Genomic DNA, 21,097 nt, shown 5'->3' with positions numbered 1-21,097 from the left:
TTTAAACAAATTTAATCAATGAGTTAGTTAATTTAATTGACCTATATCAATTATGAAAATATTAACTTTTAAGTTTACGCCTTATGCGACTTAAACTTTCGGGCGACACACCTAAGTAATTAGCAATATGATAATCTGGAACACGATCTTCAATACTGGGATACGTTTCACAAAATTCTAAATAGCGTTCTTTAGTATCTTTTACTAATGACGATAATATCCTTTTACGCTGCGATATGAATGCGCCATTTACCAACAATCTAAAATATCTTTCAAAAATGGGTGCTTTTGTAAACAATTCTTGAAGGTCGTCATAATTAATACCTAATAAAGTAGAATCCTCAATGGCTTCAATATATAATTTTGAAGGGATGAGATTATAAAAAGCATCAAAATCTCCAATCCACCAGTTTTCTATAGCAAATTGAACAATATGATTACTTCCTTTATCATCTGCATAATACGCTTTTAAACAGCCTTTAATAACAAAATACTCATGTTTAACATGTGTACCTGGTTGTAGTAAAAATTTTCGTTTAGATAACTTTACTTGATTTAACATGGATGTAAATAATTGCAAATCTTTTTCTGAAGGATTCACATATTTTTTTACATGATTGCTTATAGTTTCATGCATATTCTAATTATTCTAGCTACTTTTTTAGATATATAAAGATAGAGAAAGAATAAATTATGACTTACTGATTTATTGGAATTATTTTAGAATTTTATTAATAGATTGTATCCAATCCTCAATATTAGATTCATTAGTGTTTAGTGCTATACTCCCATTACCATAAGGCTCATAAATATTTGTATCTGTAATAGAAAAGAAACCAATTGTAGGTGTTAATGATGCACTAGCTAAATGCATAACGCCATTATCGGCAGCAATAAATATGGCTGTGTTATTAATAATAGCTCCCATTTCGCGAATATCCTTACTGTAGAAATGAGGTGCTTTAAAGTTAATTTTTGAAATGTTCTCAATAGGCAACATTTCAATGATATTATATTCTGGATATTCAATTTTTAATCTTGAGTAAAAGGTTTCCCACCAATCTTCAGAATAACATTTATCACCTGTAGCATTAGTGTAAATACAGATGGTTTTTTTGTTGTTTTTAATAATATCGTCTAATATTATTTTTCCTTGAGTTATTTCTTCGGTATTAAGTTTAATATTTAATAGTGGTAAAGGACTTGTGTTTTCATTAAAACCTAATTTTACTAAATAACGTCTTAAATTATAAATTGGATATTTAGAAATGTGTTTATAATCTGGAAACGTAGCTTGTATGTCTTCATGAACATCTCCAAAAACTTTAAATGTTGCTTTACTAATTTGAGTAAGTAATCTTCCTGAAGACGAGTCTTTATCTCCATTAATAACTAAATCGTAATGCGTGCTTTTAATTGAAATCCAATCCTTAGCATATTTAAATAAATTATTAAAGGGCTTTTTAGGAAGTTGAATAATTTTATTAATTTCCTTATAATTTTGAAAAACAGGATTTGCAACACCGCCTTTTACAAACAAATCTATTTTACAATCTGGAAATGTATTGATAACTTCTTGCACTATTGGTGTAAGTAATAATTGATTACCTAAGCGGTGATTAGGGCGAATAATTAGTACTTTTTTAATATCTAATTTTTTAGATGCATCAACTATTGGGTCTGTATAGGATTTTCCAATATTTTTAGTAATGCTGTGCATTACACGTCTTCTAATTTTATTTACTACTTTAGGTACTTTCACAAATTCTTATTTTTTGTTTTGAAGTTTTGATTTATAAAGCACATTTAAAACCAATCCTAATATGATTAATGCAATACCTAGTAAACTCCAAATGGTATAAATTTCTGCAAATATAAAAATGCCAAATAACACAGTGAAAATAACTTCTATATATTTAAGTGGTGCTACTTGGGTTGTAGATGCCGTTTGGAAAGCTTTGGTCATATAAACTTGACCAAAATAGCCAAATACACCTAAACTAAACAATAAATACCATTCTTTACCAACAGGGTTCACCCAATGATTAATTGATAAAACACCACCAACTATAGTCGCTATAACCATGAAATAATTTACAACTACTACTGGATGATCTCCTTTTCCTATTTTACTTAACAAAACATACACCATGCCACTAAAAATTGCTGCTCCAAAAATTAGTAATAAGCCATAATTATTAATTTGTGTATCAAATCCTTTTAGGATAATAACTCCTGCGAAAGCAATAGCAAAAAAGAACCATTGCCATATTTTTACTTTTTCTTTCAATAAGAATACAGCAAAAATTGCAGCAAAAATTGGAGCCATGTATCGTAATGAAATAGCTGTCCCTATTGGTAAGTATTTAGTAGACATAAAGTATAATGTCATTGAGGTAACACCTACTAACCCTCTAAATATCATTAATTTTTTATTGTTTCCTAAAAGCGGAATCTTATTTTTTAAAAGATATGGGAATGTAAAAAATAAGGAACTTATGGATCTAAAAAACACAATTTGATAAGCACTAATATTAACTAAATACTTAACAATACTATTCATGCAAGCAAATGCCAATGTGCTAATAAGCATAAATTTTATGGCAGATTTAACGTCCAAAAGGTCTTATTCTAATTTTTCGTTTAGTAGTGATAAAATAAACGCCAGTTAATAAAATAATGGCTGCAATAAAGGTTTGCACACTAATAATTTCATCAAGAATATACCAACCCATAAAAATTGCTACTACCGGATTTACGTAAGCTGAAGTTGAAACTTTTTCTGTAGAAACTACTTTTAATAAATAATTAAACGCTGTAAATGCAACAACACTACCAAATACTATTAAAAGAAGCATAGACCATTTTACTGGTGTAGACCAAGATATAGGAGACACCCAAGATTCGTTTAAGGAAAAACTTAGTATTATAAGCATTAATCCAGCAGAAATCATTTGGTAAGCCGTACTAACAAAATAATTGGCTGGTAAATTGGCGTTCGAAACAAAAATGCTTCCATAGCTCCAACTAAGTACACAAGTTAAAATCATGAATATACCTAACAAAGTACCTTCCTGAGTAACAAATGTTTTTTGACTAACTAAAACATACATACCAACAATACCTAATACCACCCCTATTATAGCATTTGTTTGCATTTTTTTACCGTCAATTAACTTCATTAACAATAACACAAACAAGGGTTGTGTTGCAGCTATAAGTGCTCCAAAGCCACTGTCAACATATTTTAAGGCCCAAACAAAAACACCATTACCATAAACTAAAAACAAAAAACTTGATATGATTGCGTTTATAAGCTGTTTTCTAGTTATAGATAAGTTCATCTTCATAAACTTTGCTATAGAAAATATAATAGCTCCAGCTGAAAGAAACCTAACTGAAGCTAAAAAAAAAGGTGATAATTCTGAAACTGCTATTTTATTAAGAAGGTAGGTAGAACCCCAAATGACGTAAATTGCAAAAAAAGCTAATACAATGGTGATTGTTTTACGAGGTACACCCATAAGTTTTTATAATAAACTCAATAAAAAAACACTATATTTTTTTTACTCTAACGGCGTTCATTCCTTTTTGACCACGCTCTAACTCATAAGTAACTTTGTCGTTTTCTTGAATTTCATCAATTAAGCCACTAACATGAACAAAATATTTCTCTTGGTTAATGCTATCTAAAATAAAACCAAAACCTTTTGAATGATCAAAGAAAGATACTTTACCTTCTTTGTTTGCAGGCTCCTCTTCTTCTCTGTCTTCTTTCTTAGGAATACCTAATTCAATGCTTTCTGCTTCAACTTTTTCTCGCATTGCAGGATCTGGAGGTGTATCTGTTAAGTTACCATTAAAGTCTACATAAGCAAATTGAATACCTTGTGGGTTTTCTTTAGCTTCAGCCTTTCGAGCGTCTTTCTTTTTTTGCTTTTCTTCTCTCTTCTTTAAGCGTTTTTTTTCTTTTTCTATTTTGTTAAATGTTACTTGCGATTTTGCCATAGTTTACCTAGAATGTTTTTTGGATTTTTAGAACGTAAAGATACGCCTTATTTTTAATGTTGTTAAATTAAATGATAGTAAAAAATTATACTAGTATTAATCTTCTGGTGGGTAGCCATAAATTTCTTCAAAAACTTCATCAAAATTCGAACGTAAATAAGCATTTAGTTTTTTTCTGTAATCTCCTTTTAACCATTCAACAAAATTAAAAGTGCTTTTGCTAATGCATTTTGTATAGCGTTGTATTCTAAAATCAATATCGTCACCCAACATTTTTGCTAATGCTAATGCATCATAAACATCTTCGCTATTTTCAGTGCAAATTTTTGCATGTTGTTCAATCGAGCGTTCTAAAACCACTTTTGAAGATTCACCATTTCTAATAGAATCTACATAGGTTTTTTGTATATCGAAATACACATTTTTGGATTTTGAAAATTCAGCACGTAATTCGTCTGGCATTTCATATCTAAAATTGCTTTCTAAATCATCATCACTTAAAATAGAATCCAGATAATAGTTAGGCGATTTAAATATGCGTTGCCAATCTAAATCATCTCCCCAAGGTCCAAAGCGATGGAAATTATTTCCTAAATCTATAACACTAAATGTTTTCTTATCTTTTAAAATACGAGAACCACGACCAATCATTTGGTAATAAAGTGTTAATGATTTGGTTGCTCTATTTAAAATAATACTTTCTACAGTTGGCTCATCAAAACCAGTAGTTAAAATACTTACAGATGTTAAAATAGCATCTGGTGTCTTTTTAAACCATTTTAGTATAAGAGCACGCTCTTTTTTGGTATTGGTATTGTCTAAATGTGCTACAGGATAACCTGCTCTTCTAAACGTATCGTAAACGTGTAAAGAAGTATTTATACCATTGTTGAAAATTAGAGTTTTCTTTCCTTTTGCTCTTTCTTCATAAGCCTGTAAAAGCTTAGTTAGCATGTCGTTATCTGTGTATAGGTCTTCTGATGATTTAACTGTGTAATCACCATTAGCACCAACCACTAAAGAGGTTAAACCAACATTGTAACTAAACATTTCAGCACGAGATAAAAAACCATTTTCTATAAGTGATTCTATACTTTCACCAACAATTAATTCATCATAATTATCAGTCATTGGTAACTCAATACTAGAACTTAAAGGTGTTGCTGTAACGCCTAAAATAAACGACTGACTAAAGAACTTAAATAGTTTTGTAAAAGAGTTATAATGAGCTTCATCAATAATAACTAAACCAATATCAGAAATATCTAATTTATCATCATTCAACCTATTATTTAAGGTTTCAACCATAGCTACAAAACAACTATAATTTGATTGATCACTTAAATCTGCTTTACTATCTACAACCTTATTAACAACACCAAATTCTGTAAGCACATTAGATGTTTGCTTACATAATTCTATACGATGCGTCATTACTAATACCTTTTTTTTGTGATGCTTAAGGTATTGTCTAACAATTTCAGAAAAAATAACTGTTTTACCACCTCCTGTAGGCAATTGATACAATAAATGGTAGTCGTCTGGGGATTCTTCAAAAGCTGTAAAAATTTTATCAATAGCACCTTTTTGGTAACTATATAAATCTTTTCCTTCTTTCCTATCTTCTAATTCTGTTTTTGAAATGGACATATTTGCAATTTACTAACGTGCAAAAATAACATCTTTAAAGGGTTTTTAATGTATGATTGTTATGAAAATTATTAAGGAATATTAACAGATGTGAATAAGCTTAGAATTTTTAAGTCTTTTAATGATAAATAAAAGTATTAATTGCCTGTTTTTAAGCAAAATAGAATCAAATCAAGTGAAAAATGGCTTTTTTTTAATTATCTTGTAACGTATACTAAATATTAGCTTCTAATAGAAATAAACTTACAATACTAACATCTTTTAATCAATTCAAATGAAAACAAAAATTTTAAAATTAAGCAGTACATTATTCCTTTTCATAGGAATGGTTACTCAAACTAATGCTCAAGACATAGTTGGTTCTTGGGAAGGAAAACTATCTGTTCAAGGCACAGAAATGTCCATTATGTTTAATGTTGAAAATGAAGAAGGTGTATTCTATTCTACTATGGATAGTCCATCGCAAGGAGCAACAGGTATTCCTATGGACGAAACAAGTTTTGTAAATGACACGCTTAGCATCAAATTTAATCAAGCTGGTATTAAGTATGTTGGAACTTTACAAGAAAACAAAATTACAGGAACATTTTTTCAAGGTGGTATGGAGTTACCTTTGTTGTTGTCAAAAACAGTAAAAACACTTCCTGGCAATACAGCTTTACCTACTTCTGATGAAGATTTAGAAAAATTAGCCAATTGGAATCCTGCAAATTACAAATATGCTGTTGAAGATTATTTTGCTAGACCAAAAGCAAGAACGTTTAGCTTTTCCCCTAACGGCACCTATATGTCTTATCGAGAGAAAGATGATAATTCAAAAAATCATGTGTATGTAAAAAATCTTGAAACTAACGAAGTTAAAAAAGTTATAGAAGAAAAAGAGGAATTAATTCGCGGGTTTGGTTGGGCAAATGATGAAAGATTGGTTTATATAATGGATAAAGGCGGTAATGAAGATTACCACTTATTTGCTGTAAATATTGATGGTACAAATCAAAAAGAATTAACTCCTTTTGATGGTGTAAAAGTAAATATAATGAATGGCTTAAAGGAAGATAAAGATCATATGATCATTTCTATGAACCAAAATAACCCACAAATTTTTGAGCCTTATAAAATTAATATTGTTACAGGTGAATTAGTACAACTATATAAAAATGATGATGCAGCAAATCCAATAGATGGCTATGAATTTGATAAGGATGGAAACCTTAGAGGATTTGCAAAATTGAGAGACGGTGTAAACATCGATTTATATTACACTTTAGATGGTGAAAATTATGAAGTAAAAAAACAACTTAGTTGGAAAGATAGCTTCAGTATTGCATCATTTAATTATGCGACAGATTATGCTCATGATGCTTATGTAATATCAAATTTAGATAGCGATAAAACGCAAGTTTACTTGTATGATTTAAAAGAAGATAAAATAATTAAAAAAATATTTTCTAATGATAACTATGATGTTTCAGGACTTAGTTTATCAAGAAATAGAAACTATGAATTAGATTACTTCACATTTGAGGGTGAAAAAAGAGAAATTGTTCCTGTAAGTGATTATTATAAAAAGCTACATAAAAGAATTACCAATAAATTCCCAGATTACAGCTATTCAATAGCCGATGTTACAGATGATGAAAGCAAATATTTAATTTTTCTTCAAAGTGATAAATTATATGGCACCTATTACGCTTACGATGCTATAAAAGATAAATTTAAATTGCTCTATAATTTAATGCCTAATCTTATTGAAAAAGATATGGCAGAAATGAGACCAATTACTTTTAAAAGTAGAGATGGTAAAACATTACATGGTTATATTACATTGCCAAAAGAAGCAATAAATGGTGAAAAAGTCCCTGTAATTGTTAACCCTCATGGCGGACCACAAGGTGTTAGAGATTCTTGGGGTTTTAATCCTGAAGCACAACTTTATGCAAGTCGAGGCTATGCGACTTTACAAGTTAACTTTAGAATTTCTGGTGGTTATGGCAAAGCATTTTTAGAATCTGGTTTTAAGCAAATTGGAAGAAAAGCTATGGACGATGTTGAAGATGGTTTACAATACGTTATAGATAAAGGTTGGGTAGATAAAGATAATGCAGCTATTTATGGTGGTAGTCATGGTGGTTATGCTGTTCTTCGTGGACTAACAAAAACACCAGATTTATATGCATGTGGAGTTGACTATGTTGGCGTTTCTAATATTTTTACCTTTTTTGAATCATTTCCAGAATACTGGAAACCATACACAAAAATTGTAAAAGAAATTTGGTATGATTCTGATATTCCAGAAGAGAAAGCAATAATGGAAGAAGTCTCTCCAGTATTTCAAATAGACAAGATAAAAAAACCTCTTTTTGTTATTCAAGGAGCAAATGACCCTAGAGTGAATATAAACGAATCAGATCAAATTGTTGAGGCTTTAAGAGCTAAAGGATACGATGTACCTTATATGGTAAAATATGATGAAGGGCATGGATTTGCAAAAGAAGAAAACTCGATAGCACTTTACAAAGCAATGATGGGCTTTTATGCAAAACATTTAAAACAAGAATTTAAACAACCCATAAAAGATTAAATATATTTTGTCTTTTAAAAAAGCCTTTTGAAAAAAAATTCAAAAGGCTTTTTTCGTTTCTATAAAATGTAAAAACTAATTAATACATTTACACTTATAAATAATCCTTACAATGCAAATTAACGATAAATCAGGAGTAAAAAGCTATTTAGCAGATTCAAAACGATACGATTCAATGACTTACAAAAGAACAGGAAACAGCGGTGTTATGTTACCTGCTATTTCTTTAGGTTTGTGGCATAACTTTGGGTTTGTAGATAGTATTCAAAATGGAAGAGATATTATAAGAACAGCTTTCGATTTAGGAATTACACATTTTGATTTAGCAAATAATTATGGACCTCCGTTTGGTTCTGCTGAAGAAAATTTTGGAACCATCTTAAAAAATGATTTCAAGGCATACAGAGATGAGTTATTTATTGCAACAAAAGCTGGTTACGATATGTGGCCTGGACCTTATGGTAATTTAGGCTCTCGAAAATATTTAATCTCTAGTTTAGACCAAAGTTTAAAACGTATGGGACTAGATTATGTTGATGTTTTTTATCACCATAGACCAGATCCAGACACGCCTTTAGAGGAAACCATGGGAGCTTTGGCAGATATTGTTCGTCAAGGAAAAGCATTATATGCGGGTATATCCAATTACGAACCTAAAGAAACCCAACAAGCTGCTGCAATTTTAAAGCGTTTAAATGTTCCTTTTATTTTACATCAAGCGAGATATTCTATGCTTGATCGTTGGGTTGAAGATGGACTTCTTAATACTTTAGAAGAAAATGGTGTAGGCTGTATCGCTTTTTCACCTTTAGCACAAGGCATGTTAACAGACAAATATTTAAATGGTATTCCAGAGAATTCTAGAGCTGCAAAAAATGCAACGTATTTAGATACTGAAACCGTTTCTAGTAATATAGAAAAAGTACAGAAATTAAATGAAATCGCAGAGAAACGCGGACAAAAACTATCGCAAATGGCAATAGCTTGGATTTTAAGACAAAAACAAGTAGCGTCTGTATTAGTTGGAGCGAGTTCTTCTAATCAATTAAAAGATAACGTACAAGCTTTAGATAATTTGAGTTTTAGTAATGAAGAATTGAATGCTATTGAAAAGATTATTTCTTAATCTCTTTAAAAGTATTTTATATTCCTTTTCTAAGTTTAATAATCCATAATCTATGGATTATTAAACTTGCTATCGTTCCAAAAAACCACAATCCAAATAAGACACCTAAAACTGGCATTCCACATTTTGTGTCTACAGGAATTAAAATTTTTAATGAGTACTGAGGAATAACAGTACAATATGCAATTAAGGTAAAAATTAAAATTAAATCCTTTGAGAATTTAAGTTTGTATTAATCTAATAAATAATATAATGCAAATTGAATTAAGGATATAAAATGATAAATAATAGAATCATTCTTTAACCACAATAATAGTCGCTTTAACTCCAGTGGCAAGATTCCATTGGTTGTGAGAGACAATAATTCCATTATCGTCTATTACTTTAAATTCTGCTGTATTAGGTCCAGATTCTCCTTGATTCAAGGCTAAAAAATCAATTTTATTAAAACCTGTTTTTAAATCTAGCTTAAAGCCTTTAAAACCTCCCGTTAAATAAACTCTTGGATAAATAATATCATCATTAATTAAAACCTGAATTACATCACCATCAACATATCCATGATCACGATAAACCACATTTACAAACTTAGCCTTACTTTTAAAATCTCCTAAAAACTGGTCTGTTGTATTACCATTTAATTTTTCAACCTCTTCTGGTGTTAATTTTAAATTAGCTAAATTTTTATCAACTTGTTTTTCATAAAGTTCACCAGGATTTCCAAATTTTTCTTTTGGAAACATAGAAAACTCTTCTTTAGGTTGCTCAAGATTAGGAGATACTTTTGGCATATTCATGCCAAAAGTGTTGTTTTTTATAGGTTTTGATGGTGTTAACGGACTTATATCTGCCGAGTCTTTTTTACTTTTAATAGCAGGTATAGCAATATATTTTTTTTTACTATCTATTTGTGCATTAATAGAAAGAGTAAAGAAAATTAATAAAATTTGTACAATATAAGTTTTCATCAATCTTATATATTTAATCCGTTTAATTATAACTTAGATGTTTCAAAGATATTTTATTATCTGAAAATACACCTAATGACTATTCAATATTTAGTATGGGTTTAACAATAATCATTCCTAAAACTTAAACTCCTACTTAAATTATACGATTAAATAGCTACTACTCTACTAAAAATAGTTAAAATTTGTTAATTTATTACTTTGTTATACATAGTACTGTAACATTTTTAATTTATGGTCGTCTATCTATTATAAATCAATTAATCAAAAACAAAACAATTATGAGAACTCTAAACAACAATCAATTAACAGGAACTTTAAATGGTACAAAAAGTAACCAGTGGAACTGTAAAAGACGTTACAGATAAGTATTAACTTATTAAATAAAATTTTTCATCAATCAATTTAAATCAATCAAAAATCATGAGAACTTTAAACAACAATCAATTAACTGGAACTTTCAACGGTTCAAAAAGTAAAGAATGGAATAGCAAAAGACGTTACAGATAAGTAACGTCTTTTAAAACCAACCAACTTTCATCAATCAATTTTTATTCAATCAAAAAATGAACTCAATCAATAAAATATCAAGACGTTTAAATAGTATAGTTCAAGAAAATTTATTTACTAATAATCGAATTATAGATTTTCACACTTCAAATAACTACATTTGGAAAGGTTCTAAGCGTTATGCACATTAATCTGATAATAAATTAGTTATGGTATTGTTTTTGTGATTTAAGTTTTTATTAACATTTAAACTATAATCATGAGACATTCAAAACTAGTACCCGAAGTTAACGCAGGATCTATGGCAGACATTGCGTTTTTATTGCTTATCTTTTTTCTTGTAACAGCAACAATTTCTTCAGATGAAGGTATTAACAGAATACTTCCTAAAGATTGTCCCACAGGAGATTGTAATGCTACTATTGCTGAACATAATATTTTGCGAATCATAATCAACAACAATGATGAGGTTATGATAGAAGACGAAATTATTTCTATAAACGAATTAAAAGACATCACTAAAAACTTTATAGATAATAACGGTAAAAATACTTGTGACTATTGTAATGGATTAAAAGCTTCAGATGCATCAGATAATCCAAAACAAGCTGTAGTTTCTTTACAAAATGGCAAAAATACCACTTATAAACAGTTTGTTGCAGTTCAAAATGAATTAACAAAAGCCTATTATGAATTGCGAAATAATTACAGTTTAAAGGTGTTTAATAAATTGCCTGAAAAATTATCAAAAGAGGAATTGATGCAAGTTAAAGAAGCTTATCCGTTTATACTATCAGAGGCTGAAACCAAATAAATTATTTATGTTTAATTGGTATACCGTAATCGATACAAACCCTTTTTCTACCCCACTCTTTTGCTGCTTCAACATTTAAACCCATGTAAATATCGATGCGATTTTTCCAACGAGAATGCATTTTATCTTTAACAATATATATCCCTTCAAGTCCTTCAATCTTGACAGGGATATTATGTTTTAAGCCTCTTTTTAATAAATCTCTAGATACAGCAATATATTTTAACCCTGGAAATAAACTGTCTCCAAAAGCTGTAATATGTGGATTGGAATTTGTTTGATAAGCAAGTGAGTTGTAAGCTGTGGCAGTAACCATTGCAGAATTCCAAGAAAAACTATCTTCAAAAGACTTTTTATGCTCTTTACAACTTAAGAATACTAATAGAAAAAGGAAGACAATAATTCTCAAAAACGCTTAATTTAAATCTTTTTAAATATAAGCAATAAAATTATTAGTAGGCCAAAATTGCTTTTAAATCAGCTTCAAATCTACCTTTTGGTAAATATTGATCTTCAAGCTGTTTAGCAAAAGGAATAGGAGTTTCCATACTTGCAACTCGTTTTACAGGTGCATCCAAATATTCAAAACAATTTTCCATAATTAATGCCGAAATATCGCTTGCAATACCACCAAACAAGGAATCTTCATGTAGAATAATAGCACGACCTGTCTTTTTAATTGAGCTGTATATCGCTTCAATATCTAAAGGTTGAAGCGTTCTTAAATCAATTAAATCTGCTGATATTTCAAGGTTATTATTTAAAGTTTCTAATGCCCAATGTACCGCAGCTCCATAACTTATAATAGTAACATCATGACCTTTTTTTATTAACGAGGCTTTACCAAAAGGAAGTGTATAATAATCCGTAGGAACATCTTGACGAATACTTCTGTACAAGCCTTTATGTTCAAAAAACAATACAGGATTAGGGTCGTTAATTGCAGTTGCCAATAATCCTTTTGCATCATAAGGAAATGCAGGGTAAACTACTTTTAAACCTGGTGTTTTAGTAAACCACGCTTCGTTTGTTTGTGAATGAAACGGTCCTGCTGCTACGCCTCCACCACATGGCATTCTTATTACAATATCTGCATTTTGACTCCATCTGTAATACGATTTTGCTAAATAATTAACTAAAGGGTTAAAACCAGAAGAAACAAAATCTGCAAACTGCATCTCAACAATACTCTTTATACCAACAATAGATAATCCCATAGCTGTTTCAATAATAGCCGATTCACAAATGGGTGTATTTCTCACACGTTCTGTTCCAAATTGATCAACAAAACCATCGGTTATTTTAAAAGCTCCGCCATATTCTGCTATATCTTGCCCCATGATTACTAAATCTTCATGCTGCTCCATACTCTGTTTTAGACCATCAGAAATAGCATCAATAAATCGAATTTCTTTATTATTTGAATTATTTTTAACTTCTTGATAATCAAAATCTTGAAAAACATCATCTAATTCATTAATTTCAATAGATTTAATATCATCTTCGTTAAAAGCAACTTCTAAATGTTCGTTTATTTCCTTTGTTATTTCTTCTTTAAACTGTGAATTATTAGTTTCATTTAAAATACTTTGATTAAATAAAAATGATTCAAAATTTAAAATAGGATCTTTTTCTCCCCAAGCAGTCATTAACTCTTGTGGAACATATTTTGTACCACTTGCCTCTTCATGTCCTCGCATTCTAAACGTTTTAAATTCTAATAAAACAGGTCTAGGTTCTTTTCTAATACTTTCAGCAATATCACTTACTTTTTTATAAACTTCTATAATATTATTTCCATCAATAATGTGTGATTCCATACCATAGCCAACACCTTTATCGGCTATGTTTTCGCAATAATATTGTTCACTAGTAGGTGTTGATAAACCGTAGCCATTATTTTCGACACAAAACATAACTGGTAATTGCCATACAGACGCAACGTTTAATGCTTCATGAAAATCGCCTTCGCTTGTGCCTCCTTCTCCTGTAAAAACTGCTGTGACTTGATTTTTATTTTTCAATTTTGAAGCTAGAGCAATACCATCTGCAACACCTAACTGCGGACCCAAATGCGAAATCATTCCAACAATTTTATATTGTTGTGTACCAAAATGAAAAGATCGGTCTCTGCCTTTTGTGAAACCTGAAGCTTTTCCTTGCCATTGTGCAAACAATCTATATAAAGGAATTTTTCTAGTGGTAAAAACCCCCAGATTTCTGTGCATGGGTAAAATATATTCATCTTTATTCAAAGCCATAGTAATTCCAACCGAGATGGCTTCTTGTCCAATACCAGAAAACCATTTGCTTATTTTACCTTGACGCAATAACACTAACATTTTCTCTTCTATCAACCTTGGTTTTAGCATGTTTTTGTACAATTCTAATAAAATAGTAGTGTCAAGATTGTCAATGTTATACTTCATAATAATTGAAACTGTTTGATTTATAGATGCATAATAACACCTTATCAAATATACCATAAAAAGAGAATATCAATAAAAAAGTAATCCCTGAAAATTTACAATGTTTTTGTACATTTGTATTTCGCATATTTTAAAATATCATCCTTATGAATACGATACCAAGTGTCAATTTAAAAGACTTCACGTCTAATGACCCTAATAGAAAACAGAATTTTGTGAATGCTATAGGAAAGGCTTACGAAGAGATAGGTTTTGTGGCATTAAAAGGTCATTTTTTAGATGATGTTTTAGTTGAAAACTTATATAAAGAGGTTAAGAATTTTTTCACTTTACCGACGGAAACAAAACGGAAATATGAAATACCTGGTATAGGCGGACAACGTGGTTATGTGTCCTTTGGTAAAGAAAGTGCAAAAGGTAAAAAAGAAGGCGATTTAAAAGAGTTTTGGCATTTTGGACAATATGTAGATGATGATGAAAAACTAAAAGAAGAATACCCTGAAAATGTTTCAGTTGAAGAACTTCCGGAATTTAATGAAGTTGGTAAAGAAACTTATAAAATGCTTGAAAAAACAGCAAAATATGTTTTAAGAGCATTGGCATTACATTTAGGTTTAGAAGAAACCTATTTTGATAACTATATACACAACGGAAACTCTATTTTAAGACCTATACATTATCCTCCAATAAAAGAAGAACCAAAAGAAGCTGTTCGTGCAGCAGCACATGGAGACATTAACTTAATCACCCTTTTAATGGGTGCTCAAGGTAGAGGTTTACAGGTTCAAAACCATACAGGCGAATGGATTGATGCCATTGCAGAACCAGATGAGTTAATGATTAATGTAGGTGATATGTTATCAAGACATACTAATAATAAATTAAAATCTACAATACACCGTGTAATTAATCCGCCTAAAGAACTTTGGGGAACTTCACGCTATTCTATTCCATTTTTTATGCACCCTGTAAGCAGCATGAAACTTGATGTTTTAGATGGCTGTATTGATGAAAATAATCCTAAAGCATTTGATGACACTACTGCTGGCGAATTTTTAACAGAACGCCTAATAGAGCTTGGTCTTATTAAAAAGTAAGAACATCATGGACTTAGAAGACCAGTTAAAAAACTTGTTCCCAGATCATGTTCAAGAAGACACTCCAAAAGAAGAAGATTCAGATATTTGGCTTCAAGATGATCCTATTATTTGCAAATATGAAAAGCGAAAAGGCAAGCCCATAACAATTCTTGAAGGCTATACAGGTGCCACAGAAGATTTTAAAATCCTTGCAAAAGAAATTAAAACTACGCTAAGTGTTGGTGGTAGTTTTAAAGATGATAAAATCATAATTCAAGGAGATTACCGTGACAAAATAATGAAAATCCTTAAAGACAAAGGGTTTAATGTAAAACGTGTAGGCGGATAATAATGGACAAAAAACAGCTTCATATTACTAACGGTAATGCTTTAACTACCGTACTTAACGAATTAGGAGTTGAAGGCGAAAAACTTACATGGCAGGAAATGTTATGCGAAGGTCCAACAAAAGAGGCTGTATATTCTGAAGAATTCTTAAATCTTAGAAAGGCATTTTTTAGTGAATTTTATGATATCGACTTAGATATTAAAATGATTAAAAAAGAGTTAGACAAATTAGATGATATTAAGAATTACTCTGAAATTATACTTTGGTTTGAATATGATTTGTTCTGTCACATAAATATGGTTGCCGTTATTAGTCTTATTCAGCAAAAAAAAATAAATTTACCTTTATATTTAGTTTGTAGTGGCAGAATTGAAGGCAGCAAAAGCTTAAAAGGTTTATCTGAATTATCATCAGGCCAATTACTAAAACACTATAAAAATAAAGTTTTATTAAACCCCGATGATATCGATATAGCAACTACCGTTTGGGGAATTTACTGCGGAATTGATCATAATTTAATAAAACCTTATATTGTAAAACCATCATCATTTCAATACTTAAGCAATTGCTTAAAAGCACATTTAGAACGTTTCCCCGATTCTATTGATGGATTAAATGTTATAGAGAAAAATTTGCTCAAAATAATTGAAAAACATGCTATTACCTCAAAAAACCACTTATTAGGTTATGCACTTAATTATCAAGGTTTTTACGGGTATGGAGACATGCAATTATCAAGAATAATAGACCAATTAAGTGTTTTTTATACGATTAAGGATGATAGCCTAATATTAAATAGAAAAGGACATGAAGCATTATTAAGTCAGTATAATTTTTCATCAGAAATTGATAACGGTATGACATATGGTGGTGTTAAAAAAATCAACTTTCAATTCAGTAAATCAAAAAATCAACTAATAAATTCTGTGTTAAATGCTCATTAAAGAATCTGAACTCATACTAAACTCTGATGGTAGCGTTTATCATTTAAATTTAAAACCTGAAAATGTTTCAAGTACAATTATATTTGTTGGAGACCAAGATCGTGTTGAAAAAGTAACAAAAGATTTTGATACTATCGAGTTTACCACTCAAAAGCGGGAATTTAAAACTCAAACAGGACTTTATAAAGGAAAACGTATTACAGTTATTTCAACAGGTATTGGTCCGGATAATATTGATATTGTTTTAAATGAATTAGATGCACTATTTAATATAGATTTAAAAACCCGAAAACCTAAAGAAACTCTTACTAGTCTTAATATTATTAGAATTGGAACATCTGGTTCTTTACAAAAAGATATCCCTGTAGATTCTTTTGTTATGAGTCAATATGGTTTAGACCTTAACGGCATGCTTCATTCTTATAAAATAGAATCTATTAGTAATCCAGATATTGAAAATGCTTTTATTACTCAAACAAAATGGCATCAAAACAAATCTAAACCCATTGTTGTACAAGGTAGTGAGAAACTAGAAAAAATATTTGGAAGTGCTAAAACACATAAAGGTTTAACAGCAACTGCAGGAGGTTTTTACGGGCCTCAAGGTCGTGTTTTAAGATTAGCCATTCAAGATCCAGACTTAAACACACACATGGATGCCTTTAATTATAATGGTATTCGTGTTACAAATCTTGAAATGGAAACATCTGCTATTTATGGATTATCAAAACTATTAGGGCATCACGCCATATCTTTAAATGCTATTATTGCAAACAGAGCATCTGGAACCTTTAGTGAAAACCCATCAAAAGTTATTGAAGATTTAATTACTTATACACTTAATAGAATTATAGAAAAAATTGATTGATTTAATGAAGAAAGTTAATATTGGTGGTGTACCAGAGCATTTTAACTTAGCATGGTATTTAACGCTAAAAGAAGGCGAATATAAAGACGAGGGCATTAATTTACGCTGGCATGACTATTATGGTGGCACTGGTGCTATGTGTAAAGCATTACGTAATAAAGACATTGATTTAGCAGTGATTCTTACCGAGGGTATTATTAAAGATATTATTGATGGAAACCCAAGTAAAATTGTGCAAACTTTTGTGCAAACACCTTTAATTTGGGGTATTCATGTAGGTAATGATTCTCCATATAAAACTGTTGAAGATTTAAAAGGAACAAAGGCTGCTATTAGCAGATATGGTTCTGGCTCTCATTTAATGGCTTATATTAATGCAGAAAATAATAATTGGGATTTAGAAAAAGATCTAGACTTTGAAGTTATAAAAGATTTAGATGGTGCTGTTAAAGGCTTAACCGAAGGAACTGCAGATTATTTTATGTGGGAAAAATTTACCACAAAACCTTTGGTAGATGATGGTACGTTTCGTCGTATTGATAATTGTCCTTCACCATGGCCTTGCTTTGTTATAGCAGTAAGAGAAGATTTTATCGAATCAAATCGTGAAGATTTAGAAACTATTTTAAGAATAATTAATAATACTACTTCCGAGTTTAAAGACATCCCAAGTATTGATAAAACCATTGCAAATCGTTACAAACAACAATTGGATGATGTTCAAGAATGGCTAGGTATTACAGAATGGTCTCAGTCTTTAATTAATAAGGAAACCGTCATGAAAGCTCAAAAAGAATTATTTGCACTAAATATTATCCCTGAAATTGTTGATTATGAAAAGTTAACTTTTGAACTGTAACCGTTTTCAATATTAATTTTTAACAAAAACTTATTACAAAACACTTTTGAAGTTTTTATTTTTGAAGAAACAAACTCATTATATGAAAAAATTACTTTTATTATCACTTGCAATTGCAACAATAGCTTGTCAAGAAGAACCTAAAAATTATGTTACTCTAACAGGAAAAATAATAAACCAAAATAGCGATTCTCTAGTTGTTAGAAATCAAAATTACTCAAAAACTATTAAAGTTAATCAAGATGGTACTTTTAGTGACACATTGAATGTTAAAGCAGATTTTTTTAATTTCTACGATGGAAATGAAGCTACTTTAATCTTTCTTAAAAATGGTTATGATTTAAATGTAACTTTAGACACCAAGGAGTTTGACGAAACAATTAAATATACAGGATCAGGATCAGAAACAAATAACTACTTAGCAAAAAAATCTTTATTGCAAGAAAGCAGATTCTCACCTGCTTTATTTGATATGGAAGAAAATGATTTTAAAACAGAAGTTAATGAAATTCAAAGTGAATTCTTAGGATTAATAGAAAACACTAAAAATCTTGACTCTATAGTTTATGCAAATGATAAAAATGCTGTTGAAAAATTACCAGAAGGTCTTTTAAATGCATATTCACAACAACAAGCAAGAGCTAATAAATTTGTAGATTTTGTTGGAAAACCATCTCCTAATTTTGAAAACTATGAAAATTATAAAGGTGGAAATACTTCGTTGTCAGATTTAAAAGGAAAATACGTTTACGTTGATGTTTGGGCTACTTGGTGCGGACCTTGTATTGCAGAAATTCCTTCACTTAAAAAATTAGAAAAACAATTTGAAGATAAAAATATAGCGTTTGTAAGTATTTCTGTTGATGATGGAAGAGGCTATAGAGGTGATGCTGGTGCAGCTCACGAAGGTTGGAAAAAAATGATTGCTGAAAAAGAAATGGGAGGCATTCAATTATTCTCTGGTGAAGGATGGAAATCTGAATTTATTCAAGGTTATAGAATAAATGGAATCCCTCGATTTATATTGATTGATCCAGCAGGTAATATTGTTAATGCTGATGCTTCAAGACCATCAAGTCCTAAACTTACAGAATTGCTTAATTCTTTAAACATATAAAATTTATAATTAAAATAAAAAATGCCGCTATTAGCGGCATTTTTTATTCCTTAGTACTTTCTTCAGTACTTTCTTCTTGCTGTATAGGTTCTGGTTGTTTAAACAAGTCTAAATACGCTTCACCTAAATATTCAATAACATGAGTTGCAATTAAACTTTGATAGCCAAAGTCTTCAACAGCAATATCTGCAGACTTTCCATGTAAATACACACCAAATATAGCTGCAACTACAGGATGATATCCTTGTGAAATTAAACCTGTAATTATTCCCGTTAATACATCACCACTACCTGCTGTAGATAAACCAGGATTTCCTGTTGTATTTACATAAAGTTTATCTTCAAAAAGTGTTATGGTATTTGCTCCTTTAATAAGCAAAATAACGTTATACTTTTTTGAAAAGGCTTTGGCTTTTTTTAATTTGTCAAAGTCATTTTTCCACTTACCAATTAATCGTTCTAATTCTTTTGGATGAGGCGTTAATACTGTTTCTACAGGTAACAATTTTAGTAAGGCTTTCTTTTTTGAAAGTAAATTAATACCATCTGCATCAATAACTAAAGGTGTTTTATTCGTTTTCAAAAAGGCTTCAAAAGCATTTAAGGTTTTTGCATCTGTCCCTACTCCTATTCCAAAAGCAATGACGGTAGGTTTTATTTCAAAAGAAATTGAGGTTATTTTTTCCTCATCAGCGTCAGTAATAACCATCGCTTCTGGAAATGCCGATTGTAAAACAGTATATCCACATTTAGGAATATATGCAGAAACTAAGCCCGCGCCAGCAGATAAAGTAGCTCTACTTGCTAAAGTAACAGCACCCATTTTCCCATAACTTCCACCAATAATTAAAGCGTGTCCAAATTGACCTTTATGCGAAAATTTATCTCTTGGTATGTAATTAGGCAACACTTCATGCTTACCAATTAATTCAACTTCTGTTTGGGTTGTTTGTAAAAATTCTTGATCTAAACCAATATCTAAAACTTCCCATTGCACAGTATACTTAGCAGTTTCTGGCAAGAAGAATACTAGTTTTGGTGAAGCAAAACTTAATGTGTAACCTGCCCATACAACAGCATCTTCATCTTCAACAGCCTTATCTGGAAACAAACCAGAAGGAATATCTATAGATAAGGTAAACGCTTTACTTGCTCTAAAATGCATAAATAAACCCTTTACCCAATCATCTATTGGTCTATTTAAACCAATTCCAAAAACAGCATCAACAATAATATCATTTGGATTTATTTCTGGAAAATCTTCTGCACATTTTAAAAGCGTTGGCCACTCTTTTGTAACATTCTTAATACGATCGTAGTTGATTAAAAAATCTTTAGAACGCTTATCACTACAATTAACCACATAGGTTTTTACATTATAGCCATCTAAAATTAAATGTCTTGCTAATACCAAACCATCACCGCCATTATTACCAATACCACAAAAAACATGTATAGGAACTTGAGCGCCTTGCATGCGCATGTGTATCCAATTAAAAATTTGAGTTGCTGCGCGTTCCATTAAATCTGTTGATGAAATTTGCTGTCTTTCAGTAGTTATCTTGTCTCCTTCGTAAATCTGTTCCTTAGAAAAAATTTTCATTTATATAATTATTGATTTTTCAATTCTTTTTTATATTCGTTGGAATTCTTAAAAGAAAATTACTTCAATATAAGAATACGTCAAAAAAAAATATTTTGTTTTTTTATCAAGTTAAAAGTAATACTTTTGATTAGTTTTACATTAAATATAAATGAATCATTTAAGCCAAAATACAAGTTTTACTCATACTTT

20 protein-coding genes are annotated in these 21,097 nt (G+C 30.1%); 10 read left to right on the top strand and 10 right to left on the bottom strand.

From position 1 onward, the window contains the following. Nucleotides 1–61 precede the first annotated feature (61 nt). From BT151_RS07245 to BT151_RS07220, 6 genes are all read right to left on the bottom strand, one after another. Nucleotides 62–637 (bottom strand): Crp/Fnr family transcriptional regulator, encoded by a 576-nt coding sequence (locus BT151_RS07245; RefSeq protein WP_072401138.1) that lies wholly within the window; start codon nucleotides 635–637, stop codon nucleotides 62–64. A 78-nt stretch (nucleotides 638–715) separates the two neighbouring features. Continuing rightward, on the bottom strand, nucleotides 716–1,762 hold the full coding sequence (locus tag BT151_RS07240; RefSeq protein ID WP_245794756.1) for a glycosyltransferase family 9 protein: 1,047 nt from the start codon (nucleotides 1,760–1,762) through the stop codon (nucleotides 716–718). A gap of 6 nt (nucleotides 1,763–1,768) precedes the next feature. Then, nucleotides 1,769–2,620, bottom strand: a complete 852-nt coding sequence (locus BT151_RS07235) for a DMT family transporter (protein ID WP_262494244.1) — start codon at nucleotides 2,618–2,620, stop codon at nucleotides 1,769–1,771. Further along, nucleotides 2,610–3,524: an EamA family transporter gene (locus BT151_RS07230; RefSeq protein ID WP_072401137.1), complete on the bottom strand. Its 915-nt coding sequence runs from the start codon at nucleotides 3,522–3,524 to the stop codon at nucleotides 2,610–2,612. Before BT151_RS07230 ends, BT151_RS07235 begins: the two co-directional genes overlap by 11 nt. Before the next feature lie 31 nt (nucleotides 3,525–3,555). Then, nucleotides 3,556–4,008: a cold-shock protein gene (locus tag BT151_RS07225; RefSeq protein ID WP_072401136.1), complete on the bottom strand. Its 453-nt coding sequence runs from the start codon at nucleotides 4,006–4,008 to the stop codon at nucleotides 3,556–3,558. 96 nt (nucleotides 4,009–4,104) lie between these two features. Further along, nucleotides 4,105–5,658 carry a DEAD/DEAH box helicase gene (locus tag BT151_RS07220; protein ID WP_072401135.1) on the bottom strand — a complete coding sequence of 518 codons (1,554 nt, stop codon included), beginning with the start codon at nucleotides 5,656–5,658 and terminating at the stop codon, nucleotides 4,105–4,107. 274 nt (nucleotides 5,659–5,932) lie between these two features. On the opposite strand from BT151_RS07220, the gene BT151_RS07215 reads away from it, so the two are divergent. Both BT151_RS07215 and mgrA read left to right on the top strand, forming a co-directional pair. Then, on the top strand, nucleotides 5,933–8,239 hold the full coding sequence (locus BT151_RS07215) for a S9 family peptidase (RefSeq protein WP_084647899.1): 2,307 nt from the start codon (nucleotides 5,933–5,935) through the stop codon (nucleotides 8,237–8,239). A gap of 112 nt (nucleotides 8,240–8,351) precedes the next feature. Next, complete coding sequence (gene mgrA / locus BT151_RS07210; protein ID WP_072401134.1) at nucleotides 8,352–9,365, top strand: L-glyceraldehyde 3-phosphate reductase; 1,014 nt, start codon at nucleotides 8,352–8,354, stop codon at nucleotides 9,363–9,365. 293 nt (nucleotides 9,366–9,658) lie between these two features. Here mgrA and BT151_RS07205 read toward each other — a convergent pair whose 3' ends face one another. Beyond that, the gene (locus tag BT151_RS07205; protein ID WP_072401133.1) at nucleotides 9,659–10,333 is read right to left on the bottom strand and encodes a hypothetical protein; all 675 of its coding nucleotides are present in this window, start codon (nucleotides 10,331–10,333) and stop codon (nucleotides 9,659–9,661) included. Between the two features lie 566 nt (nucleotides 10,334–10,899). On the opposite strand from BT151_RS07205, the gene BT151_RS18890 reads away from it, so the two are divergent. Together BT151_RS18890 and BT151_RS07200 are read left to right on the top strand one after the other, a co-directional pair. Beyond that, a complete protein-coding gene (locus BT151_RS18890; protein WP_262494243.1) occupies nucleotides 10,900–11,034 on the top strand; it encodes a hypothetical protein in 135 nt (44 codons plus the stop codon). A 68-nt stretch (nucleotides 11,035–11,102) separates the two neighbouring features. Then, entirely contained in the window at nucleotides 11,103–11,657 is a 555-nt protein-coding gene (locus tag BT151_RS07200) for an ExbD/TolR family protein (RefSeq protein ID WP_072401132.1), read from the top strand. 1 nt (nucleotide 11,658) lies between these two features. Here BT151_RS07200 and BT151_RS07195 read toward each other — a convergent pair whose 3' ends face one another. Next, nucleotides 11,659–12,066 carry a 3D domain-containing protein gene (locus tag BT151_RS07195; protein ID WP_072401131.1) on the bottom strand — a complete coding sequence of 136 codons (408 nt, stop codon included), beginning with the start codon at nucleotides 12,064–12,066 and terminating at the stop codon, nucleotides 11,659–11,661. Between the two features lie 43 nt (nucleotides 12,067–12,109). Beyond that, nucleotides 12,110–14,086 (bottom strand): alpha-ketoacid dehydrogenase subunit alpha/beta, encoded by a 1,977-nt coding sequence (locus BT151_RS07190; RefSeq protein ID WP_072402592.1) that lies wholly within the window; start codon nucleotides 14,084–14,086, stop codon nucleotides 12,110–12,112. Between the two features lie 146 nt (nucleotides 14,087–14,232). On the opposite strand from BT151_RS07190, the gene BT151_RS07185 reads away from it, so the two are divergent. The 6 genes from BT151_RS07185 (at nucleotide 14,233) to BT151_RS07160 (ending at nucleotide 19,302) form a co-directional block, all read left to right on the top strand. Further along, nucleotides 14,233–15,183 (top strand): isopenicillin N synthase family dioxygenase, encoded by a 951-nt coding sequence (locus BT151_RS07185; protein WP_072401130.1) that lies wholly within the window; start codon nucleotides 14,233–14,235, stop codon nucleotides 15,181–15,183. A 7-nt stretch (nucleotides 15,184–15,190) separates the two neighbouring features. After that, nucleotides 15,191–15,514: a translation initiation factor gene (locus BT151_RS07180; RefSeq protein WP_072402591.1), complete on the top strand. Its 324-nt coding sequence runs from the start codon at nucleotides 15,191–15,193 to the stop codon at nucleotides 15,512–15,514. 2 nt (nucleotides 15,515–15,516) lie between these two features. After that, the gene (locus tag BT151_RS07175) at nucleotides 15,517–16,458 is read left to right on the top strand and encodes a DUF1835 domain-containing protein (protein ID WP_072401129.1); all 942 of its coding nucleotides are present in this window, start codon (nucleotides 15,517–15,519) and stop codon (nucleotides 16,456–16,458) included. Continuing rightward, a complete protein-coding gene (locus BT151_RS07170) occupies nucleotides 16,448–17,326 on the top strand; it encodes a nucleoside phosphorylase (protein WP_072401128.1) in 879 nt (292 codons plus the stop codon). Before BT151_RS07175 ends, BT151_RS07170 begins: the two co-directional genes overlap by 11 nt. A gap of 4 nt (nucleotides 17,327–17,330) precedes the next feature. After that, complete coding sequence (locus tag BT151_RS07165; protein ID WP_072402590.1) at nucleotides 17,331–18,185, top strand: substrate-binding domain-containing protein; 855 nt, start codon at nucleotides 17,331–17,333, stop codon at nucleotides 18,183–18,185. A gap of 82 nt (nucleotides 18,186–18,267) precedes the next feature. After that, entirely contained in the window at nucleotides 18,268–19,302 is a 1,035-nt protein-coding gene (locus BT151_RS07160; protein WP_072401127.1) for a TlpA family protein disulfide reductase, read from the top strand. 43 nt (nucleotides 19,303–19,345) lie between these two features. Here BT151_RS07160 and BT151_RS07155 read toward each other — a convergent pair whose 3' ends face one another. Continuing rightward, nucleotides 19,346–20,905, bottom strand: a complete 1,560-nt coding sequence (locus tag BT151_RS07155) for a bifunctional ADP-dependent NAD(P)H-hydrate dehydratase/NAD(P)H-hydrate epimerase (RefSeq protein ID WP_072401126.1) — start codon at nucleotides 20,903–20,905, stop codon at nucleotides 19,346–19,348. Between the last annotated feature and the right edge of the window lie 192 nt (nucleotides 20,906–21,097).

The sequence above is a fragment of the Flaviramulus basaltis genome, from assembly GCF_900114265.1.
Taxonomy (GTDB): domain Bacteria; phylum Bacteroidota; class Bacteroidia; order Flavobacteriales; family Flavobacteriaceae; genus Flaviramulus; species Flaviramulus basaltis.
The sequence above is the reverse complement of the archived record's forward strand: the minus strand, read 5'-3'. Positions and strand labels throughout refer to the sequence as shown.